This window comes from Roseateles sp. (assembly GCF_039929605.1).
Classification (GTDB): Bacteria; Pseudomonadota; Gammaproteobacteria; order Burkholderiales; family Burkholderiaceae_C; genus Pelomonas.
In genome coordinates this window covers 1-6449 of sequence record NZ_JBDSQX010000151.1, presented here as the reverse complement: position 1 = coordinate 6449, position 6449 = coordinate 1, and the positions used below count along the sequence as shown (strand labels likewise).

Below are 6449 nucleotides of genomic sequence, written 5' to 3'. Positions count from 1 at the left end.
ACCCGGCTGCACTCGACGCTGGGCTATCTCAGTCCGATGCAGTTCGAGAAAAACTGGCTTGCAGCGCAGTCCAAGCAAGCCAATTCACGGCTCGGTTAAGGGATACGGATTCCAGGGGCAAGGTCACTTTCTTCTGGCTCCGCAGAAGAAAGTTACCCCGCCGCCGGGCGGGACTCCCGGTACCTTGCCACCAAGCAAGCGCCGCTTAAACGCATCAAGCACCGAACAAAGCGAGCTCACCAGGAATACCAGATAGCGCCGCTCGGGCGACGCGGCAGTTTGGCGGGCGGCGCGACCTGCGGGCCCCGCCGGACTGTCCGGTCACTGTCCGCGGACAGTACCCGCCACGCCAAGTGCTTGATTCATAACGCGCAGCCCCCTGGCACAACGCTTGCGAAATACCGGCCATGAACACCGGCTTTCGTGACACCTCCGAGCAGGACCGCCCCCTCGCTTCCCGCCGCCGCCGCTGGCCGCTGCTGCTGGCGGGCGGCGTGTTGGCAATCGCGCTGTTGGCCTGGCTCGGCGGCGGGCGCATTCGTCAGGCGCTGTCTGCAGACAGCGCCATCAGCGCCGCGCGCCTGAACATCGCCACGGTCGACATCGCGCCGTTGACCCGCGACGTGGCGGGCGAAGGCCGCGTCGTCGCCGCGCAGAGCCCCACGCTGTACGCGCAGGGCGCCGGCACTGTGGCATTGGCGGTGCAGGCGGGTGACCCCGTCAAGCAGGGCCAGGTGCTGGCCCGTGTGGACTCGCCCGAGCTGACCAACCGCCTCGCCCAGGAACGCAGCAATGTCGACGCCCTGCGTGCCGACCTGGCCCGCGCCGAGGTCGAGGCCCGCCAGCAGGCAGCCGCGCTGCAGAGCGCCTTCGAGAACGCCCGCATCGACCAGCAGACCGCGCAGAACGATCTGGCCCGCCAGACCCAGGCCTTCGAGGCCGGCGCCACGGCGCGCATGCAGGTGGAGCGCGCGCAGGATGCGCTGGCCAAGGCGAAGCTGGCGCTGGACCAGGCGGCCGGCCTGCGTGGCCTGAAGACCGACAGCCTGGCGCTGGACGTGCAGGCCAAGAAGAGCGCTTTGTCTCGCCAGCAACTGATGGTGGCCGACCTGGAGCGCCAGGTGGGTGAGTTGGCCGTGCGCTCCCCAGTGGACGGCCAGGTGGGCCAGCTCTTCATTGCCGACCGCACGAATGTGGCCCGCGACGCCAAGCTGCTGTCGGTCATCGACCTGTCGGCGCTGGAAGTGCAGATGCAGGTGGCCGAGAGCTTTGCGCGCGAGTTGCAGCCGGGGATGCCGGGAGAGATTTCGGGCAATGGGCAGCGGTGGGGCGGGCTTGTGAGTTCGGTGTCGCCAGAAGTTGTGAATGGTGAGGTGGCGGCGCGGTTGCGCTTTGACGGCAAGCAGCCGGAGCAGTTGCGGCAGAACCAGCGGTTGAGCGTGCGGGTGCTGCTGGATCGGCGTGACAAGGTGCTGGGGGTGGCGCGGGGCAGCTTCGTGGATGACGGTGGGGGCTCGTATGCCTATGTGGTGCGCAATGGGTTTGCGGAGAAGGTTGCGGTCAAGTTGGGGGCTCGCTCTTTGGATCGCGTTGAGGTGCTCTCTGGGTTGGTGGCGGGTGACCGAGTCGTGATCTCGGGGTCCGACAACTTCAAGAGCGCGGATCGCGTGTTGATTGCGGATTGAGGGCTTTGGGCGTGATGTGGCATCAGGTTGCTTTTGGGGGTGTTCCTTTGACTCGCTGCCGAGTTGCCGGGAGTCCGCCCCGGCGGGCGGGTAACTTTCTTCTGCGGGGCCAGAAGAAAGTCACCAAAGAAGAGGCCCTGAATCCGCACGCCAGCGGCAATGCGGGCTTGGCACTGGACTGTGCCCACACGCGACCCGCTGCGCTCTCGCTGCTGTCCTTTTCACCAGCACCACTCATCGCACCAGCGACCCGCTTAACGCGCGGCTGCACGCCGTGCTCACCAGGAATGCAAATGCCGCGTCGCCCGAGCGACGCTGTCTTCGGCTGTTCTCGTGAGCCCGGCGTGCAGCCGGCGTTAAGCGGCATGAAGTGGCGATGGATGGGGCTCGTGACAAGGACAGCAGCGAGAGCGCAGCGGGTCGCGTCTGGGCGCAATGACGGCGGTCGTTTTCGCGCGCTGCTCTTGGCGGCGCCGCGGTCGAGTGCGGTTCAGAGCCTCTTCTTTGGTGACTTTCTTCTGGCTCCGCAGAAGAAAGTTACCCCGCCGCCGGGCGGGACTCCCGGCACCTTGCCACCAAGCAAGCGCCACTTAAACAACCAAGCCGTCGGCAAAGCTAACCGCCAATCCGAGTGAACAGGAAACCGCAAATGCTGCAAATGGAAAAACTCCAAAAGGTCTACCGCACCGAAATGGTCGAGACCTACGCCCTCCGCGACTTCAACCTCACAGTCAATGAAGGCGAGTTCGTCGCCGTGACCGGCCCGTCCGGCTCCGGCAAGACGACCTTCCTCACCATCGCCGGCCTGCTCGAAGCCTTCAGCGGCGGCAGCTACAAGCTCGATGGCATCGACGTCAGCCGCATGGGCGACGCCGAGCGTTCGCGCATCCGCAACCAGAAGATCGGCTTCATCTTCCAGGCCTTCAACCTGATCCCGGATCTCAACGTCCTCGACAACATCGAAGTGCCCCTGCGCTACCGCGGCTTCAGCGCGACGGAGCGCAAGAAGCGCGCGGCGGACGCGCTGGGCCGTGTCGGCCTGTCGGCGCGCGGCAAGCACTACCCGGCAGAGCTGTCCGGCGGCCAGCAGCAGCGCGTGGCCATTGCCCGCGCGCTGGCCGGCGAGCCGCGCCTGCTGCTGGCCGACGAGCCCACCGGCAACCTCGACAGCGCGATGGCGCGCAGCGTCATGGAACTGCTGGAAGAGCTGCACCGCGACGGCGCCACCATCGTCATGGTCACGCACGACCCGCAGCTCGCGGCACGCGCCCAGCGCAATGTCCATGTGATTGATGGCCAGGTCGTCGACCTCACGGCGGAGTTGGCCGCCTGACATGAAATACCAACAAAGCCACAGAGGCACAGAGGCACAGAGGCTGCAGGGTGACGCCCCCTCTGTGCCTCTGTGGCTCCGTGGCTGTGTTCTCCTTTTCTCGCTAGGTGTCGCCCCCCTGGCCGCCCGTGCCGACGACCTGCTGCAGGTCTGGGCCCAGGCCCGCGCGGCCGACCCGTTGCTGCGCCAGGCCGCCGCACTCAGCGGCGCGCAGGACGCCTCGGCCCGCGAGGCGCGCGCGGCGCTGTTGCCGCAGTGGCAGCTGCAAAGCAGCGAGCTGCGCGAGAACGGTGGCAACCGCTGGAACACCACCACCAGCAGCCTCAGCCAAACCCTCGTCGACCTCGCCGCACTGCGCGAATGGGACGCCGGCCGCAGCCAGGCCTCGGCCCAGGCCGCGCGCCTGGCCGCCGCCGAGCAGGGCGCACGGCAACGCGTGGCCGAGGCCTACTTCGGCCTGCTGTCGGCCCAGGCCCAACTGGCCACGGCGCGTGCCAATGAGGAAGCCTTCGCCCGCCAGGTCAGCGAGGCGGACACGCGCTTCACCGCCGGGCTGTCGGCCCAGGTCGAGGCCGACCAGTCGCGTGCCTACCGCGAGCTGGCCCGCACCGGCACGCTGGCCGCCGAGGCCGCCGTGGCCGATGCCGGCGAGGCGCTATCCCAGTTGACCGGCGCCACGGCACCCACGCTGCAGCCGCTGCGCAAGGCGCTCGCCGCCCAGCCGCTGCCGGATGACGCAGAAGCGTGGGCGCACCGCGCCGAGGCCGCCAACCCCGCGTTGCGCGCCTTGCAGCTCGACGTGCAGGCGAGCGAGCAGCGCATCTCCGCCGCCCGCGCCGGCCATCTGCCCACGCTGAGCCTGGGCGTGGACACCATTCGCCAGCGCGGCGACGGCGTGCCGCCGCTGGACGCCGGCCGCACCCCCACGCAGGTCGCGCTGCGCCTGACCGTGCCGCTGTTTGCCGGCGGCGCGGTGGCTGCTGCGGCCGACCGCGCCGGCTTCCAGCGCGACGCCGCCCGCGAGCAGCTCGAAGCCGGCCGCCGCGCCGTGCTGCGCGAGGTGCGCTACGAGCACCTGGCCGTCAGCCAGGGCGCGGCGCAGCTGCAGTCTGCCGAGATCGCCGTGGCCGCTGCCGAGCGCGCGCTGGGGGCCACGCGCACCGGCCTGACGCTGGGCACGCGCAGCACCACCGATCTGCTGCTCGCCATCCAGACCCTGGCCGGCGCGCAGAACGCCCAGACCCAGGCCCGCCACCGCCACGTGCTAGCCCTGCTCGCCCTGCACCAGGCCGCCGGCTCGCTCGGCGACGCCGAACTGGCCGCAGTCAACGCTCTCCTGGAGAACAACTGATGTTTCTTCACTACCTCGAACTCGCCGCCCGCAGCGCCCGCGCCTCCAAGGGCCTCAGCGCGCTGATGGTGCTGGCCCTGGCCCTGGGCATCGGCGCCTGCATGACGACGCTGACGGTCTATCACGTGCTGTCGGGCGACCCCATCCCGGCCAAGAGCGCGCGGTTGTTCAACGTGCAGTTGGACGCGGCCGATCTGATCGGCTGGAAGGCCGGCGAAGAACCGACCTTCGACTTGACCCGCTTCGACGCGACGGCGCTGCTGCGCGACAGGAAGGCGCTGCGCCAGGCGATGTCCGGTGGCATCAACGTGGCCGTGTCGCTGGCTGACGCGGACGTGAAGCCGATCTTCTCCAGCACTCGCTACAGCACGGCGGACTTCTTCGCGATGTTCGACGCGCCCTGGCAGCACGGCGGGGGCTGGAACGCTGCCGACGACGAGGCCGAGGCGCGCGTTGCCGTCATCTCCGCGGCGCTGAATGACAAGCTCTTCGGCGGCGCCAACAGCGTGGGCCGCGAGATCCTCGTGAGCGGCCAGCCGCTGCGCGTCGTCGGTGTGCTCAAGCCCTGGCACGTCAAGCCGCACTTCTGGGACCTGACGCTGGGCAGCTATGTCGAGACGGAGGACTTGTTCCTGCCCTTCTCCACGGCCATGGCGCTGAAGCTGGGCCACTGGGGCAACACCGACTGCTGGGCGCGCGGCGCGGCCGGGGGCAGCTCGTACGACATGAACGCAGCCTGCGCCTGGGTGCAGTACTGGGTGGAGTTCGCCAGGCCCGAGGATGCCGCCGCCTACCGCAACTACCTCGTCGCCTACTCCGAGGCGCAGCGCAAGGCGGGCCGGTTCGTGCGCCCGACCAACGTGCGGCTGCGCAGCGTCATGGAGTGGATGGGCGCGCAGAAGGTGCTGCCCGCCGACGTGCGTCTGCAGACCTGGCTGGCCTTCGGCTTCCTGGCCGTCTGCATCGTCAACATGGTGGGGCTGCTGCTGGCCAAGACGCTGCGCCGCTCCGGCGAGATCGGCGTGCGCCGCGCGCTCGGCGCGACGCGCGGCGACATCTTTGCGCAGTTCGTCGTCGAGGCGGGGCTGCTAGGCCTGGTGGGCGCCGCGCTGGGCCTGCTGTTCGCCAACGTCGGCCTCTGGCTGGTGCGGCGCAGCCCCAACGACTACGCCCGGCTGGCCGAACTCGACGCCAGCATGCTGGCGCTGACGCTGGGCCTGGCCCTGCTGGCCAGCCTCATCGCCGGTCTGCTGCCTGCCTGGCGCGCGGCCCTGGTCACCCCGGCCGTTCAACTGAAGGTGCAGTGATGCCCGAAACCTCCACGCTTTCTGCCGCTTCTGCCCGCCGCGCCAGCACCGTTACCCCCCGGATGGGCGGGCGCTTCTGGGGCGACCTACGGCCCATCCTGTCGACGCTGCGCCGCCATCGGATTGCCGCCGGCCTCATCGTGCTGGAGGTGGCGCTGACCTGCGCCATCGTCACCAACGCCCTGCACCTGATCCAAACCCGCGTCGAGGCGCTGAACGCCGACAGCGGCATGGCCGAGGCCGAGCTGGTGGTGCTGAACCTGCGCGGCAGCAAGGCCACGCCGCGCGAGCGCGTGGCCGCCGTCGTGGCCGAGGACATAGCCCAGTTGCGTGCCATCCCGGGTGTCAAGGCCGCTACGCCGGCTAACCAGATCGTCTACGCCGACAACAGCAACAACAGCGGCGTGAATCTGCAGCCCGACAACAAGGGCACGCGTCTGATCGCGTCGCAGTACACCGCCGACGACCAGATGATCCCGACCTTTGGCCTCAAGCTGCTGGAAGGGCGCAACTTCACCCCCGACGAGGTGCTGGACAGCTTCAAGGTCTTCAGCGTGCCCGAGCCGCGTATTGGCCAGATCATCATCAACAAGGTCATGGCCGAAAAGCTCTTTCCAGGCCGCTCGGCGCTGGGCCAGACGCTCTATGTGTTCGGCAACTCCCCGACGACCGTCATCGGTGTCGTCGAGACGCTGACCCATCCGCAGATGCATCGCGCCCGCAGCGAGGGTGGCGCGTCGATGATCTTCCCGCTGATGGGCGGCTACAACTAT

5 protein-coding genes are annotated in these 6449 nt (G+C 68.9%); all 5 read left to right on the top strand.

Going from position 1 to position 6449, the window contains the following annotated elements:
• The first annotated feature begins 407 nt into the window (after positions 1-407).
• Entirely contained in the window at positions 408-1685 is a 1278-nt protein-coding gene (locus ABIS05_RS20535) for an efflux RND transporter periplasmic adaptor subunit (protein WP_348010403.1), read from the top strand.
• 649 nt (positions 1686-2334) lie between these two features.
• Positions 2335-3018 carry an ABC transporter ATP-binding protein gene (locus ABIS05_RS20530; RefSeq protein ID WP_348010402.1) on the top strand — a complete coding sequence of 228 codons (684 nt, stop codon included), beginning with the start codon at positions 2335-2337 and terminating at the stop codon, positions 3016-3018.
• A gap of 64 nt (positions 3019-3082) precedes the next feature.
• A complete protein-coding gene (locus tag ABIS05_RS20525; protein WP_348010401.1) occupies positions 3083-4369 on the top strand; it encodes a TolC family outer membrane protein in 1287 nt (428 codons plus the stop codon).
• A complete protein-coding gene (locus ABIS05_RS20520; protein WP_348010400.1) occupies positions 4369-5676 on the top strand; it encodes an ABC transporter permease in 1308 nt (435 codons plus the stop codon). Before ABIS05_RS20525 ends, ABIS05_RS20520 begins: the two co-directional genes overlap by 1 nt.
• Positions 5676-6449: ABC transporter permease (locus ABIS05_RS20515; protein ID WP_348010399.1), on the top strand; the 774-nt coding region annotated here is incomplete at its 3' end. The genes ABIS05_RS20520 and ABIS05_RS20515, both read left to right, overlap by 1 nt.

Excerpts from the sequence above, each read along its gene's own strand:
- ABIS05_RS20535 (WP_348010403.1), top strand. The coding sequence starts at position 408 with ATGAACACCGGCTTTCGTGACACCTCCGAGCAGGACCGCCCCCTCGCT.
- ABIS05_RS20530 (WP_348010402.1), top strand. The coding sequence starts at position 2,335 with ATGCTGCAAATGGAAAAACTCCAAAAGGTCTACCGCACCGAAATGGTC.
- ABIS05_RS20520 (WP_348010400.1), top strand. The coding sequence starts at position 4,369 with ATGTTTCTTCACTACCTCGAACTCGCCGCCCGCAGCGCCCGCGCCTCC.